Consider the following 16,854-nt stretch of genomic DNA (forward strand, 5'->3'; position numbering starts at 1 on the left):
GGCCGTCGACTCGTGCGCCATGGCCGCCCGGCTGCTGACCGCCCCGCTGACGGCTCCGGAGCCCGACCCCTTCGGGACCGGGGGCCCCTTCCATACGGACACCGAAGAGATCGTCGCCGGGTACGCGAAGCAGTTGACGTACACCGATGTCCGCCAACTCGCCCACGCCATCGATGCCGGTACGGCCATCCGGGTCGCCTACGTCGCCGCCTCGGGAAGCCACACCGCCCGCACCCTCAGCCGCCTCGACCTCGACCCGCCCTACCTCGAAGCCTGGTGCCACCTCCGTGACGCCGAGCGTGTCTTCACCCTCTCCCGCATCCACGGGGTCATGCCGGTGGGGCATGACTGAAGCCCCCGGGCGCGTAGCGCTCGGGGGAGCGTCTTTGTCGGACGCCCGGCCGCCTTGATGCATCAATCTTGATATACTAGGTGCACCTATAGATATACAGCGAGGTGCATCGATGAGTCGCACAGTGATCGATCTCGACGACGACCTGCTGGCCGAGGTGGCAAAAGCCCTCGGCACGGGCACCAAGAAGGAGACCGTCAACACCGCCTTGCGCGAGGTACTGGAGACCAGGCGTAGAGCACTCGCACTCACGCGCCTACGTGCGGCAGCAGGCGAGGGGGCCTTCGATCTTGAGCTCTTCGAAGACAAGAGGAACTACCGTCGGTGAACTCGGCCCAGTTCCTCATCGACACCAGCGCCCTCGCCCGGTTCTTGCGCGGTGACGCCGAGCAGTACGGATGGGACCAGGCCGCAGCGGCAGGTCTCATCGCGACCTGCCCTATCACCGAACTCGAGTTCTTCTACAGCGCCCGCTCCGCCGACGACCGCGCGCAGGGAATCGAGAACCTGCGTCTCGTCTTCGGGTGGGTCCCCGTGGACGATCGGGCATACAGCCGGGCCTGGCAGGTCCAGGAAGCCCTGACCAAACGAGGTCAGCACCGCAGCGCAGGGGCGGTCGACCTGGTGGTAGCCGCCACCGCCGAGCTCCAGGGCCTCACGCTCCTGCACCGCGACCGCGACTTCGAGTGCATCGCCGCCGTCACCGGGCAAGCCCTCCAGTGGTACGGGCCTGACGCCGGCAAGTGACCTTCACGGTCTCAGGTCTCAGTCCTGGTCTCATTCACCCCCGTCCGGGCCGGTCCGGACGGGGCCACCCCGAACACTCCGCCGCAGGTCAGAACGGCCGCGACCCCCGCCGGACCCCCGTACGAACATTTGGAAAGCGTGTTGGGGGCAACCCCTCACGAGTTCGAATCTCGTATCCTCCGCCGGCTCAGAGGGCCGGATCGCGTAAGCGGTCCGGCCCTCTGGCGTTGCCCCGTCGGTGCTTCCGACGTATTCGGCGGCCGACGACCGCCGCATCTGGAGGCGCGCGGGCGCATACTGGTGGCAATGACAAAGCCAGCTGCATCCAAGCGCTATCTGCCGACCAGCCCCTTCAAGGCCCCGGTCGCTCCGCCCCCCAAGGTGTTCACGGTGGGCGACCAGGTCAACCACGACGTGTACGGCCTCGGCCGAGTCATCGGCATCGAGGAGGGAGTCGCCGCTCTTGTCGACTTCGGCTCACACCAGGAACGGATCCTGAGCCCGTACGCCAAGATGAGCAAGCTGTAGAACCGCCGTGTCGACCACGACACCGCAGGCCCAGAGGGCCGGACCGCCCCAGCGGTCCGGCCCTCTGGTGTTCTGCGGCCGTGGGGCGGCGAGCGGCGGCCCGGGGCGCTACACGGGGCAGGGGCGGTACTCCAGGCCGAGCTCCCGGTCGACGGCGTAGCTCGTACGCATCGAGGCGTCGATGACCTGCTGCCAGGAGCCGTACTTGGCGTACAGCTGATCCGCGTTCGGGCCGAGCGGGTTGCCGTACTTGGCGATGTTCCGCTCCTCCAGGATCCGGACCTCCTCCGGGCTCATGCCCGCGCGGGTGATCTCCTTCGCCTGGTTCCGCATGTCGACCAGCTCCCTGGCGATCTCCTCGTCCGTGAAGCCCGCCTCCCGCATGTCGGCCTCGGTGCGGTGCATGTCCTCCAGGAGCCCGTGGTACCGCATCCGCGTCCGCTGGGCCTCGACCTTCTCGTCCATCGACAGGACGCGGATCCGGCACACGACCGGGTCCGTGCTGGGACAGGGGTCGTCGGCGGAGACGGGCCGCGCGAGCGGGGCCGTGATGATCGATCCGCACGACTCCGCCGCCGCGCCCACGGTGGTGCCGGCCGTGCCGAGCAGCGCGACCGCCGCCACGAAGGGGAGCAGCGCCCGGCGCACGAGGAGAGAAGCGGAGGAGGGGGAGGGGGAGTGGGAGGGGGAGAGGGGAAGGTGCATGCGCGTCCCCCTGGCCAGGGCGCCGCGCCCCTTCACGCAGGCGCACCGATGATCACTCCTACGAGGAAGCCGGATGCTCGGCCCGCCCTTCGCCGTCTCACCTAAATGTCCGAGATGCGCACTTCGCGATCACCGCATCTACTGAGGGCTATCTGTTGCCGAGCGCCCTTCGGGCGAGCTTCTGGAGGCTGGACGTGGCCACGTTGACCGTGTGGAAATTCGATGCACCCGAAGGCGCCGGGGCCGTGGAGGACACCCTGCTCCAGCTGCAGAAGCAGGAGCTCATCAAGGTCATCGACGCCGCCACCGTCAGCTGGCCGGAGGAGGCGAGCAAGCCGAGGACGAAGCAGCTGAACAACCTCACCGGCGCCGGCGCGCTGTCCGGCACCTTCTGGGGCATGCTCTTCGGCCTCCTCTTCTTCATGCCGCTCCTCGGCGCCGCCGTCGGCGCGGCCGCCGGTGCGCTCGGCGGCAAGATGGCCGACGTCGGCATCGACGACGACTTCATCGATTCGGTCAAGTCGAAGGTGACACAGGGCAGTTCGGCGCTCTTCCTGCTCTCCGCCGACGCCGTGGTCGACCGCGTGAGGGACGCCTTCCCGAACGGCCACGCCGAGCTGATCCAGTCCAACCTGGACAGCGAGAAGGAGGCCAAGCTCCGCGAGGTCTTCGCGAGCTGAGCAGAGCTGAGCTGAGCAGAGCTGAGCTGGGCTGAGCTTGAGCTTGAGCTTGAGCTGGGCAGAGCTGAACCGAGCTGAGCCGAGCTGAGCCGAGCTGAGCTGAGCTGAGCCGAGCTGAGCTGAGCTGAGCCGAGTTCACCGGAGCGGGAAAAGAAAGAGTAAGGACAGGGAGGGCTGTTCCATGGGCGACGCCGTCGGACAGATGCTGGCCTCGGCCGTCGGCATCGCCATCAGCCCCATCCCCCTCATCGCGGTCGTCCTGATGCTCGCGACCCCTCGCGGGCGCGGCAACGGCATCGTCTTCACGGTGAGTTGGGTCGTCTCGCTCGCCGTCGTCGTGACCGCCGTCATCCTGCTCGGTTCGAGCGCGGACGCCTCCGGTGACGACGGGCCCGCCGACTGGACGCTGTGGCTCAAGCTCGGACTCGGCCTCCTGTTCCTCCTCATGGGCGCCAAGCAGTGGAAGGGCCGCCCGCGGGAGGGGCAGGAGCCCGAGCCACCGGGCTGGATGAAGGCGATCGACCGGTTCACGCCCGGCAAGGCGGCCGGCCTCGCCGCGGCCCTCGCGGTCGCCAACCCCAAGAACCTGGTCCTCGCGGTCGGCGGCGCCGTCTCCATCGCCGGCAGCGGCGCCTCGGCGGGCGGGAAGACCCTCGCCGCCGTCCTGATGGTGCTCATCGGCTCCCTCTGCGCCCTGGCGCCGCTCACCGTCTACCTCCTCGGCGGCGAGCGGTCCGCGCAGACTTTGGGCGGCTGGAAGACCTGGATGTCCCGGCACAACCCGGCGATCATGACGACGCTGCTCGTGCTGCTCGGAGCGAAGTACGTCGGCGACGCGCTGACCGGCTTGGCGGCATGACCGCAGGGGGGCCGGAGCGGGGGCAGCGGCAGGAGGAGGAGGAGGAGGAGGAGGAGGAGGAGGAGGAGGGGCAGGGTCGGCTCCGTAAATCCAGGCCGCCCGGACAGCCCCGTAGATCCAGGCCGATCGGACAGCCCTGTAAATCCGCGCCTATCGGGCGGCTCCGTAAATCCGGACCGATCAGACGGCTCGGGCCCTCGGGCGGCCTCGGCCCGCCGACGTCGGGTCCGGCCTCGTCACCGGCCTGTTCTCCATCCCCGAGGGGATGGCGTACGCGGCCATCGCCGGCTTCAACCCCGTCGCGGGCCTCTACGCCGGCGTCGTCCCCGCGATCGTCGGCTCCCTGACCGCCCGTACCGTCCTCATGGTCACCACCCTGACCAGCGCCATCGCCCTCACGTCCCAGAGCGTCCTGTCCGACGCGGGCCTCGACGCGAAGGACCCTGGCACCATCGCGACCCTCACACTCCTCTCAGGCCTCGTCATGCTTTTGATGGGCGTGCTGCGGCTCGGGGCGGTGATGAGCTTCGTCTCGAACGCCGTCATGACCGGCTTCTCCACCGGCATCGCGCTCCAGATCGTCACCGGCGTACTGAAGGACGCCACCGGCTACAAGCCGCAGGGCCACAACCGGCTCTACCAACTCGGCGACTGGCTGGCGCACATCGACGACTGGGTGCTCAGCGCGACCCTCGTCGCCGTCGCCACGATCGCGATCTGGGCCGTCACCCGGCTCGTGAAACGCCTCGAACCCGTCGCCCTGCTCGTCGCGATGGTCCTGGCGAGCGTCGCCGTGGCCGTTCTCGGGACGGACGTGGAGCTCGTCCGGGACATCGCCCACATCCCGGCCTCACTGCCCGGCTTCTCGGCACCCGACCTCTGCGCCGTCCCCGAGCTGCTCGGCGGCACGGTCGCCGTCGCCCTCGTCGCCCTTGCGCAGGCCGCGAGCATCGGACCCTCCGTACCGAATCCGGACGGGTCCCGCTCCTCCGTCAACGGCGACTTCGCCGCCCAGGGCCTGGCCAACCTCGCCGGCGGCCTCTTCCAGTCGCTGCCCGCGGGCGGATCCCTCTCCCGTACGGGCGTCGCCGTCTCCGCCGGGGCCCACACCCGCTGGGCCGGCGTCTTCTCCGGCGTCCTGCTCGCCGTCATCGTCCTGATCTGCGCCCCGCTCGCCGAACGCATCCCGATGCCCGTCATCGGCGGCCTGATCCTCGTCGTCGGCGGCGAACTGATCTGGGGGAAGCGCCACGACATCCTGCTGGTGCTCCGCACGTCGCGCCTGTCGTCGGCGGCGATGATCCTGACGTTCCTCGCGACCACTCAACTCCCGCTCCAGCAGGCCATCTTGCTCGGCGGAGTCCTCTCCCTGCTCCTCTACTGCGCCCAGGCCGCCCGCCGCGCCCGCCTCGTCGCCCTCGTCCGCGACGAGGAGGGCGACTGGCACACGGGCGAGCCCCCGCAGCGACTCACCGCGGGAGAGACCACCGTCCTCTACTACGACGGCATCGGCTTCTTCGCCGAACTCCCCCGCATCGAAGCCGGCTTGCCTCGCGTGGACGACGCCCCGGGGGCCGTTCTCGTCCTCGTCATGCGCGGCGTCCCGGACGTGCCGTCCTCGACCGTCGTCAAACTGCTCCGCCGGTACCTGGCGGAGCTGCACCGGCACGGCACCCGCCTCGTCATCGCGGGCGCGGAACCCGGCCTCGTACGCACCCTCAAGGCCACCGGCCTCGACCACGACCTCGGCCCCGGCGGCATCGTCCCGGCCGAGGACACCCTCTTCGCGCCCCTGGAAGGGGCACTGACCGAGGCGGCGCGCAGACGAAAGATCCCGGGGGGCCTGAGCCAGCCCTGCCCGCCCTGCTCCTGAACCTGGTCCCCGTAACGCCGGAACAGGCCACAGCCCTGCCGCAACTCGTGTGCCCGGGCGGCCACATCGTGTCGATAGCGACGCCGGTACCGGCGGACGCAGCCCGAAAGGTGACGTCCCAGCACATGGTGGCCAGGAACGACGTGAAGCAACTGGAGGAGCTGATCGCCCTGGTGGACGGGGGTGCGGTGACGCCGGACATCACGGAGACGCGACCACTGGATGAGCTGGCGGAGGTGCACAGGTCGAGCGAGGGCGGGGGCGTGCGGGGGAAGGTGCTGCTGGTGCCGCGAGGGGGCTCGTTCACCGGTTAGGGGGGTGATGGGAGGGAGGGACGTTCCTGCGGGCGCCAATGTGTAGTCATGCCGATACTTTCTGTGATGAACATCCGGTTCAACGAAGCAGGGGTAATCAATGAGGAAGTTGGCGACGGCGGTGGTGGCCGCGGGGCTGTTCTTCGGGGGGATGGGGGTGGCGGTGGCGGACTCGTGGCATGACATCACGATGACCACGACCGGTGCCAAGTTCACGGGGCGCTACATGTGGGAGCCCCAGCTCCAGAAGCACGGCGGACTCCGCATGAAGGGAAGGCTGGAGGACGTCATCAGCAACGACGGCCACAACGTCTACATCAATTCAAAGGTGGAGGGATACCCCTGGGTCCGCACCAAGGGCGTCCAGGGAAGGACCATCTCGATCGATGAGGTCTTCTTCGACAGCGCACTGTTGGTAACCGATTTCGTGGAGGTGCAGCTATGCCGTGACCGTGGTTCCTTGCGGCCGGACAACTGCTCTGATCTTCGAAAGTTCGAGCGCTGACAGTCGACGGTTCTGGGAGCCGTCGACAGGCGGCTCCCGTCCCAAAAGGGAGAGCGCATCACGATGGATGTCATCCTCCACGCCGAGGGCGTGGATCTCTTCTACGGCACACACCACGCCGTCAGCAGTGCTGATTTCACGCTCAAGCGCGGCGAAGTAACGGCCATCATGGGCAGCAGCGGCTCAGGAAAGTCCTCCTTGCTTTACTGCCTCGCCGGGGTCCTTCCGCCTTCCAGCGGCACGGTCACTTTCGATGGGGTACAGCTCTCCTCCCTCCCCGACGGCGAGCTGAGTGCCCTGCGTCGGACCCGCTTGGGATTCGTGTTCCAGTACGGGGAGCTGTTGCCCGAGCTGACCGTCGAGGAGAACGCGGCGCTACCCCTCCGGCTCGCCGGGATCAGTAAGTCACATGCACATGCGATGGCCGGCCAGGTGCTTGGGCGACTCGGTATGGGCGATCTGCTGCGGCGCAGGACTTCGAAGCTGTCGGGTGGGCAGAGTCAGCGCGTGGCGGTTGCGCGCGCCTTGGTGCACCGGCCCGACATCGTGTTCGCCGACGAGCCGACCGGAGCACTCGACAGCGCCAACGCGGCAGCCGTGCTGGAGGAATTCCTCCAGCTAGCACGGCGACAGAAGACGGCCGTGGTAATCGTCACTCACGATGCGGACGTCGCAGCAAAGGCTGATACGCAATACACGATGTCCGACGGCGTCCTGGGCCAGCGGGTGGCAGTGTGAACGCATTCGTCCTTGGCATGCACCTACTCTGGGGCACTGACCGCAGAGGACGGGTTCGCTTCCTCCTCATGACACTCGGATCCGCGCTCGGAGTGGCATGTCTGGCTGCTGTTCTCACCATCCCTTCGGTCATCACCGCCCATGACGCTCGCACCGCTGCCAGAGAAACCAGAATTGGCGCGGAAGGTAACTACATTCACCTTGAGCGCAAGGATCCGTACGGTGTGCAGCCGCTCCGTCGCGTATTCGTCGCCCGCACGGCATCAGGTCCCGCGCCTGTCGCTCCGGGCGTCGACAGGCTCCCCGAGGCCGGCGAAGCCGTCGTGTCACCCAAGTTGCGCGACGTCCTCTCTGCCAACCCGCAGGCAACTGGACTTGTGCCGGGCCGTATCACCGGCACGATCGGGCCAAAGGGGTTGGGTAGTCCCGACGAGCTTTACGCGTACATCGGCACTACTCCTGCTGCACTACCCGAGGCGATGCCGCTCGCTGGGTTCGGACGCGCGCACTCGTCACAGCGACTCATCGAGTCCCCAACCCTCAACATCCTGCGCTTCACACTCGGGTGCATCGTGCTGCTCCCCCTCGTCATCTTTCTGTCCGTCTGCGCCCGGCTCTCCGGAGAGTCCCGTGCCCGTCGTCTCGCTGCTCTTCGTCTCGTCGGCCTCAGTGTGAAGGACACCCTGCGCGTCAACGCTGGAGAGAGCGTGGTCGCCGCGTTCGTTGGATCCGTGCTGGGGGTCGTCGGGTATCTCGGGGTCAACGAGGCCATGGCTCGGGTTGGGTTGCCCGGACTTCACTGGTATCCGGCCGACGGGCGGCCCGAGGCATCGGCGGTTGCCGTGTGCCTGCTCGGGTGTCCGGCCCTCGCATGGGTCGTAGGACAGTTCAGTGCGCGGCGGGCGGCCCTGTCTCCGATCAGCGTTCGGCGAACCGGGGAGCACAAACCGCCAAGGAAATACGGGACGCTGCTGTTGATCCCGGGGCTTGGAGTCATCGGCGGGTACTGCGTCCTCAGCTTGATGGGGCGGGACCCTTCCGGGGGTTCGGCCAGTTCAGTACTCGTGCCCGGTGCCGTGTTGTTGACCGGTGCCGGGCTCGTCTTCGGTTTGGCGCCGATTACCGCTTGGCTCGCACGACGGCTCGCTGGGGTGGTGAAGTCGCTGCCGGTGTCCCTGGCAATGCGGCGTACAGAGGTCGATCCGGGGTCCTCCCTACGGGTGGCCACCGGGCTCGTCCTGCTGGTGTTCGGTGCCTCGCTCACGCAGGGAGTGCTCGTAGAGCTGGACCAGGTCAGCCGGAGGACCGCTCCTCTCCAGGAGTACAACATCAGCCTGAGCGAGCTCGGGCCTGCGCAACGCGAGGCTCTGCCGAAAGTCTCGGGCATCCGGAGCGAGCTGATCTCGTACAGCTCTTGGAATCCGCCGAGCGAGAACTATGTACCGGGCATCAATCTGGTCGTTGCCACCTGCTCCCAGCTCACCGCGTACTCTCAGCGGGCGTCAGGATGCGTCGACGGGAAGATCATGCAACTGCGTGATGACCGCACCACGTTCGAGTACGACCCAAAGGCGGGAGAGCGCTATCCGTTCGAGGTGACGAACGGTCCCAAGGCCGTGCTCACCGTCCCACGCGATCGGGTCGACGTGCACCCATACGACGTGTCCATCTTCAATTCCGGCACCCTGCTCGTACCGCCCTCCCTTGTCCCCAGGAACCTCGTGGATTCGGCCGGCACCCTCACCCTCGTAAGCGACTCCGACCCCGCCACCATCCGTGCCGTTCTCGACGGCGTCGGGGCCATTGCGCCCACCGCGTCCGTCGAGCCCGTCGGGATCGTGATCGATTCGCTCGCTCAGCTCGCCGTGATTCGGAGTCTGCTGGCCGTCGGGATGGTGCTCGGGCTTGTCATCGGGGTTGCCGCGTTCGTCGTGTCCGTGGCCGATCGGGCCATGGAGCGGCGGGGGCAGGTGGCCGCGCTCGCCTTGTTGGGGGCTCGGGCGGGGACCTTGCGGGTGGTGCAGGTCGTGCAGGTCGGGTTGCCGCTGGTCGTGGGGCTGGGGGCGGCCATCGTCACCGGGTGGCTCGCCGAGTCCAGCTATCTGATCACCGGGGGCGGCGCCGTGCACTGGGACTGGGAGGGGCTGCCGGTGCTCTTCGCCTGTGCCCTGGGCGTGCTGCTCGCCGCCGCCCTCGCCTCCCTCCCCATGGTCCGGCGGCACATCGATCCCGAGCACATCCGGCGGGATTGATCTTCGCTTCGGCGATGAGTTCCGGGTGGAGTGGGGGTCTCCTGTTCAGGTGCCCACCTGAACGTCCTCACTCTTCCCCCAGGAGAACGCCGTGGCCGAGAACCAGCCCCAGGGTCCCGCCAGCTACTTCCCCTCCATCGAGAAGAAGCACGGCCGGCCCATCTCCGAGTGGCAGGAGCTCATCCGTTCCTCGCCCCTCACCAAGCACATGGAGCTCGTCTCCTGGCTCAAGGCCGAGCACGGTCTCGGGCACGGTCACGCCAACGCTCTCGTCGCCCACACCTTGGCCGAGGGGAAGTAGGCCGCCGTCCTCACGCCGCCAGTTCGTGCGCCGTACGGCGCTGGACGCGCGGCGCCAGGACCAGGGTCGCCGCCGAGGCCGCCGTTCCCGCCACCAGCGCCGTCCACCACAGGGCGGCCGGGCCCAGGGTCGTGTAGGCGGCGACGCCCAGGGTGAGGGCCGCGAAGCGGGCCATGCCCCAGATCCAGCCGAAGGCACCCTGGTAGCGGCCCCGGGCGTGCGCCGGCGCGAGGTTGGCGACGACGCCCGCGGCGATGCCCGCGACCACGACCTCGCCGAGCGACCAGACGACGACCGACACCGTGTAGCCGACGATCCCGTCGGCGAGGCCGGTGAGCGCGACGCCCACGGCGATCAGGCCACTGCCCGCGCTCTGCACCGCGAGCTGCGGCAGCTTGGCCAGCCGGGCGCTCACGAAGGGCTGGAGGGCGACCACCAGGACCGCGTTGACCGCCGCCATCGCCCCGTACACCGCCGGCGAGAGGCCACTGTCGCGGATCGCGAGCGGCAGGGCGACCTCGGTCAGCGAGTATACGAAGAGCTGGATACCGAGGAGCGGGAGGAGGAGCAGGGCGAGGCGGTCGCGGAGGACCACTCCGTAGCCGATGCCGTCTCTGCCAGTCTTGCTGCTCTTGCTGCTCTTGCTGTTCTTGCTGTTCTTGCTGTTCTTGCTGTTCTTGCCGGTCTCCTGTCGGTTCTTCTTCTTTCCGGTCGTGGGCTTCGGGTGGCCCTCGCGCGCCGGTTCCTTCAGGCGCGTCACCACCACTCCCGCGTACAGCAGCATCGAGCCCGCGTCCACCGCGAACAGCAGCCAGTACCCGTGGGCAGCGAGGTAGCCGCCCAGGACGCCCGCGACGGCGGTGCCGATGTTCACGCCCCAGCCGAAGAGTGCGTACGCGCGCTGGCGGCGTTCGCTGTCGACCGCGTCGGCCAGCAGCGCGTACGCCGCCGGCGACACCGTGCTCCCCGCCGTGCTGATCAGCAGCGACGCCGCCGCCATCGTCCACACCCCGGGCGCCAGGAACAGGGCGCCCTGCGCCGCCGCCGCGCCGATCAGGCCGATCAGCATCGTCGGCCTGCGGCCGATGCGGTCGGCGAGGATGCCGCCGACCGCGGGGCCGATGAGGTTGCCCGCGCCGAGGGCGCCGAGGACGTACGAGGTGTCGGCGCCGGTCACTCCCCGCGAGGCCAGGAAGAAGACCAGGAACGGGGTGACGAGGTAGCCGAGACGGTTGACGATCGTTCCGGCGAAGAGCGTCCAGACGACGGGCGGGAGACCGCGGAAGGAGGAGGGCATGAGGTGATCTTGCGACCGTCCACCACTCCCCCTCCAATGATTAAGCTGTGCACGAATCCATTCGATGTGTCGCGACGCCGAGGACGGTAACTCCATGGAATCCGGGCTCCGTTTCACCGCCGCCGACCTCGCCCAGACCCGCTTCGCCGTCTCCCCCATGTGGGAGGTCGTCACCAGCTTCCGCCTCCTCGCCCGGCACCCCGAGACCACCCTCACCTCCCCCCACCGCCGCTGGGCCGCCCAGGTCCGGCCCCGCCTCCTCCGCGCCGGGCTCGACCGCGGCTGGCTCGCCACCCTCGTCCCCGCCCACCGCTACCTCGCCGACTTCCTCAACCCCACCCCCACCGGCCCCTTCCCCACCCTCGACACCGAGCTCGACGCCATCCGCCGCACCCCGCCCGAGCAGGTACGCGAAGACGTCCGGAAGCTCGGGGTCAACGGGGGCGACGGCCCCCGCCACCGGCTGCTCCACGAGGCTCCCGAAGCCGCCCTCCGCAAGGTCGCCGACGAGATCGACACCTACTGGGAGCTCGCCCTCGCCCCCTACTGGGCCCGCATCCAGAAGCTCCTGGAGGCCGACGTCTTCCACCGGGCCCGCCAGGTCGCCGAGCACGGTTCGGCCCGGGTCCTGAGCGAACTCCACGAGAACGTACGGTGGGACGACGGCACCCTGCGGCTCGTACGCCGCCACTGCGCGATCAGCCGCGACCAGGCCGGCTCCGGGCTGCTGCTCGTCCCCTCCGCCTTCGCCTGGCCCCAGGTCCTCACCCGGTCCGTCCACCCCGACCCGCCCCAACTCGCCTACCCCGCCCGGGGCATCGGCACCCTCTGGGAGCCCCGCACCACCGCCGCCACGGACGCCGTCGCCGCCGTCCTCGGCCGCTCCCGCACCCTGCTGCTCACCGAGCTCGACACCCCCTCCTCCACCACCCAACTCGCCACACACTGCGGGCTGTCCGCCGCCGGCGTCTCCCAGCACCTCATCGCCCTGCGGAACGCCGGCCTGGTCACCGCCCACCGCAGCGGGCGCTCCGTCCTCTACGCCCGGACCTCCGTCGCCGATCAGCTCCTCAACCCGTAGGAGGATCGCGGGATGAGTGAAACCTTGCCTTCCTCCTGGGTCGAGCGCGTCGTCGTCTCCCCGGACCAGGTGCGGCTGTCCCTTCGCGACTGGGGCGGGTCCGGGCCCGACGTCCTCCTCCTCCACGGGCTCGCCGGGCACGCCGGCGAGTGGGACGCGACCGCCCGCTCCCTGCGGGGCGCCGGATACCGGGTCCTCGCTCTCGACCAGCGCGGGCACGGGAGCAGCGAGCGGCGGCCCCAGGACGTCTCGCGCGCCGCGTACGTCGCCGACGTGGTGACCGTGGTCCGTGAACTCGGGCTCCACCGGCCCGTACTGGTCGGGCAGTCGCTCGGCGGGCACACCGCGCTGCTCACCGCCGCCGCCCGTCCCGAGCTGCCGGCCGCCCTCGTCCTCGTCGAGGCCGGGCCCGGCGGGTCGAGCCCCGACGTCCAGGCCGGGATCGCGGAGTGGTTCGCCGCCTGGCCCGTGCCCTTCCCGACGCGGGAGGCGGCCGTCGCGTACCTCGGCGGCGGGAAGCGGGCCGTCGGGGAAGGATGGGCGAACGGTCTCGACGAACGCGGCGACGGGCTGTGGCCGCGCTTCGACGCCGACGTCATGGTCCGGTCGCTCGACGAGAACGCCACCCGCGCCTTCTGGGACGAATGGGCGGCCATCACCTGCCCCACCCTCGCCGTCCTCGGAGAGGGTGGACAGGGCGGGATCATCGGCGACGAGGAGTACGCGGAGATGGTCCGGCTCCGGCCCGGGCTGTACGGGGTCAGCCTGCCCGGCGCCGGGCACGACGTACATCTGGAGCGGCCCGAGGCGCTGCACGCGCTGCTGACGGAGTTCCTGGGCGGCGCGGACGGGGCCGACCCGATCGATGTGGCCGGCCCCGCCGGCCCCGCCGACCCCGCTGACCCCGCTGACCCGGCTGACCCGGCTGACCCGGCGGCCTGGCTGAGCTGACGGGACTGGCAGACGCTGGCGCTGGTCTGGCCGGCCTGGCTGACCCTGGCGGCCTGGCCGGCCTGGCCGGGCACGCCGCCGGCCCCCGTCCTGCTCTTCGCCCTTGCCTTCGAGTGCACTCCATTTCCTAGAGTGCCGCGCATGCGTTATCGAACACTCGGCGGAACCGGGATCGACGTCAGCACCTACTGCCTCGGCACCATGATGTTCGGTGCCGTGGGCAATCCGGACCACGAGGACTCCGTACGGATCATCCACGCCGCCCTCGACCAGGGCATCAACTTCGTCGACACCGCCGACATGTACTCGGCCGGCGAGTCCGAGGAGATCGTCGGCAAGGCGCTGCGCGACTCCCGGCGCCGCGAGGAGACCGTCCTCGCCACCAAGGTGTACTTCCCGATGGGCGGCGATGGCCCCAACCGGGGCGGTCTGTCCCGGCGTTGGATCACCCAGGCCGTCGAGAACAGCCTCCGGCGGCTCCGGACCGACTGGATCGACCTCTACCAGGTCCACCGGCCCGACCCCCGTACGGACATCGAGGAGACCCTCGGCGTCCTCGGCGACCTCGTCACCCAGGGCAAGATCCGGGCCTTCGGCTGCTCCACCTTCCCCGCCGAGGAGATCGTCGAGTCGCACGCCGTCGCCGACCGGCGCGGGCTGAGCCGCTTCCGCTCCGAGCAGCCGCCGTACTCGCTGCTCGCGCGCGGCGTCGAGGCGAGCGTGCTGCCCGTGGCCCAGCGGTACGGGATGGGGGTGCTGACCTGGAGCCCGCTCGCGTCCGGCTTCCTCACCGGCCGGTACCGCAAGGGCGCCCCGATCGACCTGACCAGCGGGCGGGCCGCGCTCACCCCGCACCGTTTCGACCCGTCGCTGCCCGTCAACGCCGCCAAGCTCGACGCCGTCGAGCAGCTCGTCGCCCTCGCGGACGAGATCGGGTGCAGCCTGCCCGAGCTGGCGATCGCCTTCGTGACCTCGCACCCGGCCGTGACCTCCGTGATCATCGGCCCGCGGACCATGGAGCAGCTGGAGGGGCTGTTGAAGGGCGCGCCGGTGGTCCTCACGGACGACGTCCTGGACCGGATCGACGCGATCGTGCCGCCGGGGACGAACCTCTACCCGCCGGACGGAGTCTGGCGCCCCCGCGCCCTTACCGAACCCGCTTCGCGGCGGCGGCCGTTGGGTGAACGGGCGGCGGGCTGACAGCCCGGCAGCCGCAGGAGGCGGCGGGGGCGGGACTGGTCGGGAGGCCCGCGTCCTGCGGGCGGACCCGGTCGCGGGAGCGGCGCAGGAAGTCGGCGAGTTCCCGGCGGTCGATCGTGGTCATGCGGATCATCCTGCCGGAGGGGCGGGGGCTTCTCCAGGCCGTATCCAGGGACTGGCGATCCCAGGGCCGGAAGGGCTCTCCCGCCCGTTCCCGCAGGTCGGCAGAGTCCTCGGCGTCAGCCACTCACCCCCTCCACCGGGAGCAGCGATCATGGCCACCGTCACCGTCTGCACCGCCCTCGTCCACTACGACATCCACCACGTCGCCCAGGGCGATGTCCACGACGACGTCCGGGGCGACGTCCACCACGGCGTCCACGACGGCGTCCGACGCGACGTCCAAGGCGACGTCCACGACGACGGCCGGGGCTCGGCTGCCGGTCGTCCCGCCCTCCTTCTCGTCCACGGCACCGGTTCCGGCGGTTCCGTCATCAACTGGGGGCAGACCGCGCCCCGTTTCACCGTCGACCGCACCGTCGTCACCCTGGACCTGTCCGGCGCCGACCGGACCGTCGACGACGGCGGGCCGCTGACGGTCGAGTCGCTCGCCGCGCAGGTGATCGCGGTGATCGAGGCCGCCGGTACCGGGCCGGTCGACCTGCTCGGTTTCTCGATGGGCTCCCCGGTCTCGGCGGCCGTCGCCGCTCTCCGCCCCGACCTGGTGAACAAGCTGGTCCTGGTGGCGGGTTGGGCGCACACCGACAGCGACGAGTACCTGCGGAACCTGTTCACGCTGTGGCAGCGGCTCGGTGCGTACGACCCGGCGGTCTTCGGGCGGAGCGTGACGATGACCGGGTTCAGCCGCGGCTTCCTCAACGGCATCGGCCGCGAGGGCGTCGAGGCGCTGATCCCGAACATGCCGCCCACCCCCGGCACCCTGCGGCACGTGGCGCTCGACCTGGAGATCGACATCCGGGAGCTGCTGCCCCGGATCGCGACGGAGACGCTGGTCGTGGGCTGCGCGCGGGACGCGACCGTACCGGTGGAGAACAGCCGGGCGCTGCACGCGGCGATCAGCGGCAGCGTGTACGCGGAGATCGACGCCGGTCATGTCGCCTTCTTCGAGAAGGAGGACGAGTTCGTGACGATGGTGACGGACTTCCTCACTCCGGCCCGTGCCTGACTCCATGCTTGGCCCCATGAGCGACACGACGCACACACGCCCCCACACGCACACGGGCACGCGGACGATCGACGACGCCGAGCGCCGGGCCCGGCTCGCGGTACGGCACCGGCTGGCCTCGGCCACGCGGGCGGCGACGGCGGAGGAGGTCGGGAACTCCTTGGTGGCGCTGCACGGGACGGACCCCGCGAGCGTGTTCCTCGCGGTGGGGGCCCGGCTGGCCGGTGACGCCGGGCCGGTCGCCACGACCGAGCGGGCGCTGTACGAGGACCGGTCCCTGGTCCGGATGCACGGCATGCGGCACACGGTCTTCGTCGTCCCGGCCTCCCTCGCGTCCGCCGTGCAGTCCTCGACGACCCACCCGGCCGCCGTCCGCGAACGAACCTTGCTGGTAAGCCACTTGGTGGAGGGCAGCTCCTTCGACGAGGCCTGGCTGGCGGAGACCGAGCGCCTCGTCCTCGCCGAGCTGGCCGTACGCGGGGAGGCGACCGGCACCGAACTGGGCGCGGCCGTAACGAGGTTGCGGGAGACGTTCGTGTACGGGCCCGGCACCCGCCAGGAGGGCGTCCAGTCCGTCGCGAGCCGGGTGCTGCGGGTCCTCGGCATGGCGGGCCGGATCGTCCGGGGGCGGCCGCAGGGGACGTGGACGTCGAGCCGCTTCCGCTGGAAGCTCGCCGATGAGCATCCGCCGGTGCCGGCGGCGGAGGCGCGGGCGGAGCTGATCGGGCGCTGGCTCGCGGCCTGCGGTCCGGCGACCGAGGCGGATCTGAAGTGGTGGACGGGGTGGAAGGTCACGGACGTGCGCGGGGCGCTCGCCGCGGTCGGGGCGGTGCCGGTGACCTTGGGCGGGTCCGGGGCAGGGGCCGGGGCGACCGCCCGATCCGGGTCCGGGGCCGGGCGGACGGGCTTCGTCCTGCCGGGCGACCTCGACCCCGTACCGGCGCCGGAGCCGTGGGCGGCGCTGCTGCCCGCGCTCGACCCGACGGCGATGGGCTGGCAGGACCGGGACTGGTACCAGGATCCCGAGCACCGGGCCGCGCTGTACGACCGGAGCGGGAACATCGCGCCGACGGTGTGGTGGGACGGCCGGATCGTCGGTGTCTGGGCGCAGCGTCCGGACGACGGCGAGATCGTCCACCGGCTCCTGGCCGACGTGGGCCGGGAGGCGGAGCGGGCGATCGGGGCGGAGGCGGCGCGGCTCGCGGCCTGGGTGGGGGACGTACGGGTGACGCCCCGCTTCCGCACCCCGCTGGAACGGGAGCTCACCGCGCGCTGATCCTCCCGG

At 70.3% G+C, this 16,854-nt stretch carries 19 protein-coding genes; 17 read left to right on the forward strand and 2 right to left on the reverse strand.

Annotated elements, in window-relative coordinates:
• The 4 genes from ACWFR1_RS25115 to ACWFR1_RS25130 all read left to right on the forward strand — a co-directional run.
• The coding region (locus ACWFR1_RS25115) for a WYL domain-containing protein (protein WP_453554766.1) at window positions 1-352 on the forward strand (352 nt) is incomplete at its 5' end.
• Between the two features lie 112 nt (window positions 353-464).
• Window positions 465-680, forward strand: a complete 216-nt coding sequence (locus tag ACWFR1_RS25120; RefSeq protein WP_453554768.1) for a type II toxin-antitoxin system VapB family antitoxin — start codon at window positions 465-467, stop codon at window positions 678-680.
• Window positions 677-1,099 (forward strand): PIN domain-containing protein, encoded by a 423-nt coding sequence (locus tag ACWFR1_RS25125; protein WP_453554770.1) that lies wholly within the window; start codon window positions 677-679, stop codon window positions 1,097-1,099. The genes ACWFR1_RS25120 and ACWFR1_RS25125 overlap by 4 nt, the downstream gene beginning before the upstream one ends.
• A gap of 306 nt (window positions 1,100-1,405) precedes the next feature.
• Complete coding sequence (locus ACWFR1_RS25130; RefSeq protein WP_453554772.1) at window positions 1,406-1,627, forward strand: hypothetical protein; 222 nt, start codon at window positions 1,406-1,408, stop codon at window positions 1,625-1,627.
• A gap of 108 nt (window positions 1,628-1,735) precedes the next feature.
• Here the strand turns inward: ACWFR1_RS25130 and ACWFR1_RS25135 are convergent, their stop codons facing one another.
• Window positions 1,736-2,332: a hypothetical protein gene (locus ACWFR1_RS25135; protein WP_453554774.1), complete on the reverse strand. Its 597-nt coding sequence runs from the start codon at window positions 2,330-2,332 to the stop codon at window positions 1,736-1,738.
• A 194-nt stretch (window positions 2,333-2,526) separates the two neighbouring features.
• Between ACWFR1_RS25135 and ACWFR1_RS25140 the strand changes: the two genes are divergently transcribed.
• From ACWFR1_RS25140 to ACWFR1_RS25175, 8 genes are all read left to right on the forward strand, one after another.
• Window positions 2,527-3,012: a DUF1269 domain-containing protein gene (locus tag ACWFR1_RS25140; protein ID WP_453554776.1), complete on the forward strand. Its 486-nt coding sequence runs from the start codon at window positions 2,527-2,529 to the stop codon at window positions 3,010-3,012.
• Between the two features lie 181 nt (window positions 3,013-3,193).
• Complete coding sequence (locus ACWFR1_RS25145) at window positions 3,194-3,871, forward strand: GAP family protein (RefSeq protein ID WP_453554778.1); 678 nt, start codon at window positions 3,194-3,196, stop codon at window positions 3,869-3,871.
• A 169-nt stretch (window positions 3,872-4,040) separates the two neighbouring features.
• The gene (locus ACWFR1_RS25150; protein WP_453554891.1) at window positions 4,041-5,744 is read left to right on the forward strand and encodes a SulP family inorganic anion transporter; all 1,704 of its coding nucleotides are present in this window, start codon (window positions 4,041-4,043) and stop codon (window positions 5,742-5,744) included.
• Window positions 5,745-5,791: 47 nt separating this feature from the next.
• Entirely contained in the window at window positions 5,792-6,058 is a 267-nt protein-coding gene (locus ACWFR1_RS25155; protein ID WP_453554780.1) for a zinc-binding dehydrogenase, read from the forward strand.
• Between the two features lie 100 nt (window positions 6,059-6,158).
• On the forward strand, window positions 6,159-6,563 hold the full coding sequence (locus ACWFR1_RS25160) for a hypothetical protein (RefSeq protein ID WP_453554782.1): 405 nt from the start codon (window positions 6,159-6,161) through the stop codon (window positions 6,561-6,563).
• Between the two features lie 63 nt (window positions 6,564-6,626).
• Entirely contained in the window at window positions 6,627-7,301 is a 675-nt protein-coding gene (locus ACWFR1_RS25165) for an ABC transporter ATP-binding protein (RefSeq protein WP_453554784.1), read from the forward strand.
• A gap of 68 nt (window positions 7,302-7,369) precedes the next feature.
• Window positions 7,370-9,553 carry an FtsX-like permease family protein gene (locus ACWFR1_RS25170; RefSeq protein ID WP_453554786.1) on the forward strand — a complete coding sequence of 728 codons (2,184 nt, stop codon included), beginning with the start codon at window positions 7,370-7,372 and terminating at the stop codon, window positions 9,551-9,553.
• A gap of 91 nt (window positions 9,554-9,644) precedes the next feature.
• A complete protein-coding gene (locus tag ACWFR1_RS25175) occupies window positions 9,645-9,854 on the forward strand; it encodes a DUF4287 domain-containing protein (RefSeq protein WP_453554788.1) in 210 nt (69 codons plus the stop codon).
• A gap of 10 nt (window positions 9,855-9,864) precedes the next feature.
• On the opposite strand, the gene ACWFR1_RS25180 is transcribed toward ACWFR1_RS25175, so the two are convergent.
• Entirely contained in the window at window positions 9,865-11,151 is a 1,287-nt protein-coding gene (locus tag ACWFR1_RS25180) for an MFS transporter (protein WP_453554790.1), read from the reverse strand.
• A gap of 94 nt (window positions 11,152-11,245) precedes the next feature.
• On the opposite strand from ACWFR1_RS25180, the gene ACWFR1_RS25185 reads away from it, so the two are divergent.
• The 5 genes from ACWFR1_RS25185 to ACWFR1_RS25205 all read left to right on the forward strand — a co-directional run bounded on the left by ACWFR1_RS25185 (window position 11,246) and on the right by ACWFR1_RS25205 (window position 16,845).
• Window positions 11,246-12,232, forward strand: a complete 987-nt coding sequence (locus tag ACWFR1_RS25185; protein ID WP_453554792.1) for a DUF5937 family protein — start codon at window positions 11,246-11,248, stop codon at window positions 12,230-12,232.
• 12 nt (window positions 12,233-12,244) lie between these two features.
• Window positions 12,245-13,183: an alpha/beta fold hydrolase gene (locus tag ACWFR1_RS25190; protein ID WP_453554794.1), complete on the forward strand. Its 939-nt coding sequence runs from the start codon at window positions 12,245-12,247 to the stop codon at window positions 13,181-13,183.
• Between the two features lie 141 nt (window positions 13,184-13,324).
• Window positions 13,325-14,383, forward strand: a complete 1,059-nt coding sequence (locus tag ACWFR1_RS25195) for an aldo/keto reductase (protein WP_453554796.1) — start codon at window positions 13,325-13,327, stop codon at window positions 14,381-14,383.
• A gap of 274 nt (window positions 14,384-14,657) precedes the next feature.
• Window positions 14,658-15,569: an alpha/beta fold hydrolase gene (locus ACWFR1_RS25200; RefSeq protein WP_453554798.1), complete on the forward strand. Its 912-nt coding sequence runs from the start codon at window positions 14,658-14,660 to the stop codon at window positions 15,567-15,569.
• A gap of 16 nt (window positions 15,570-15,585) precedes the next feature.
• Window positions 15,586-16,845: a winged helix DNA-binding domain-containing protein gene (locus ACWFR1_RS25205; protein ID WP_453554800.1), complete on the forward strand. Its 1,260-nt coding sequence runs from the start codon at window positions 15,586-15,588 to the stop codon at window positions 16,843-16,845.
• The last annotated feature ends 9 nt before the right edge of the window (window positions 16,846-16,854 follow it).

The sequence above is a fragment of the Streptomyces sp. NPDC055103 genome (genome assembly GCF_053607625.1).

What these genes read in the sequence shown, in the direction of transcription:
- ACWFR1_RS25120 (WP_453554768.1), top strand. Translation starts at nt 465, where the DNA reads ATGAGTCGCACAGTGATCGATCTCGACGACGACCTGCTGGCCGAGGTG.
- ACWFR1_RS25130 (WP_453554772.1), top strand. Translation starts at nt 1,406, where the DNA reads ATGACAAAGCCAGCTGCATCCAAGCGCTATCTGCCGACCAGCCCCTTC.
- ACWFR1_RS25135 (WP_453554774.1), bottom strand. Translation starts at nt 2,332, where the DNA reads ATGCACCTTCCCCTCTCCCCCTCCCACTCCCCCTCCCCCTCCTCCGCT.
- ACWFR1_RS25145 (WP_453554778.1), top strand. Translation starts at nt 3,194, where the DNA reads ATGGGCGACGCCGTCGGACAGATGCTGGCCTCGGCCGTCGGCATCGCC.
- ACWFR1_RS25160 (WP_453554782.1), top strand. Translation starts at nt 6,159, where the DNA reads ATGAGGAAGTTGGCGACGGCGGTGGTGGCCGCGGGGCTGTTCTTCGGG.
- ACWFR1_RS25165 (WP_453554784.1), top strand. Translation starts at nt 6,627, where the DNA reads ATGGATGTCATCCTCCACGCCGAGGGCGTGGATCTCTTCTACGGCACA.
- ACWFR1_RS25170 (WP_453554786.1), top strand. Translation starts at nt 7,370, where the DNA reads ATGACACTCGGATCCGCGCTCGGAGTGGCATGTCTGGCTGCTGTTCTC.
- ACWFR1_RS25180 (WP_453554790.1), bottom strand. Translation starts at nt 11,151, where the DNA reads ATGCCCTCCTCCTTCCGCGGTCTCCCGCCCGTCGTCTGGACGCTCTTC.
- ACWFR1_RS25185 (WP_453554792.1), top strand. Translation starts at nt 11,246, where the DNA reads ATGGAATCCGGGCTCCGTTTCACCGCCGCCGACCTCGCCCAGACCCGC.
- ACWFR1_RS25190 (WP_453554794.1), top strand. Translation starts at nt 12,245, where the DNA reads ATGAGTGAAACCTTGCCTTCCTCCTGGGTCGAGCGCGTCGTCGTCTCC.
- ACWFR1_RS25195 (WP_453554796.1), top strand. Translation starts at nt 13,325, where the DNA reads ATGCGTTATCGAACACTCGGCGGAACCGGGATCGACGTCAGCACCTAC.
- ACWFR1_RS25200 (WP_453554798.1), top strand. Translation starts at nt 14,658, where the DNA reads ATGGCCACCGTCACCGTCTGCACCGCCCTCGTCCACTACGACATCCAC.
- ACWFR1_RS25205 (WP_453554800.1), top strand. Translation starts at nt 15,586, where the DNA reads ATGAGCGACACGACGCACACACGCCCCCACACGCACACGGGCACGCGG.